Below are 535 nucleotides of genomic sequence, written 5' to 3' on the forward strand. Positions count from 1 at the left end.
GAAAAGCTAGGCACACCTAAAGCTTTTGAAACCGCTAAATTCACCGCTGACAGTGGTTTTCATAGCGAGGATAATCTTGAATACATGGCGACAACCGGGCTAGACAGTTACATGGCGGATACACATTTTAGAAGCCGAAATCCGCTCTTTAAAACCAGTAAAACCTATCATACAGAGCAAGAAAAACGTCGATTAAAATGCAGCAAAGGCAAACCACGATTATTCACTCGAGAGAGCTTTCATTTTGACCCCATAACCAATATCTGTGTTTGTCCTGCGGGTAAAACGTTATGGCGACAAAGGACCATCATCACCACAAAAGATAAACGCTATAGCCGATTCACCGGATATTTAAAAGACTGTCGCACCTGTCCACTACAAAAGCAATGTATGCGAAAACCACCTAAATTGACGGGTCGACAAGTACAATTTTTACTAGGTAAGGGACAAAATATCAGTCATAGCGACCGAATGAAGGTAAAAATAGACAGTCCTATTGGACGACGACAATACAGCAAACGATTAGGGGCAATTG

1 protein-coding gene is annotated in these 535 nt (G+C 41.9%); it reads left to right on the plus strand.

Annotated features, from left to right (window positions below):
* Positions 1-535, plus strand: a 535-nt coding sequence (locus tag H4J61_RS00185; RefSeq protein ID WP_182182625.1) for a transposase, incomplete at both ends; no start/stop codon positions are given.

The sequence above is a fragment of the Colwellia sp. MB3u-4 genome (genome assembly GCF_014077065.1).
Classification (GTDB): Bacteria; Pseudomonadota; Gammaproteobacteria; order Enterobacterales; family Alteromonadaceae; genus Cognaticolwellia.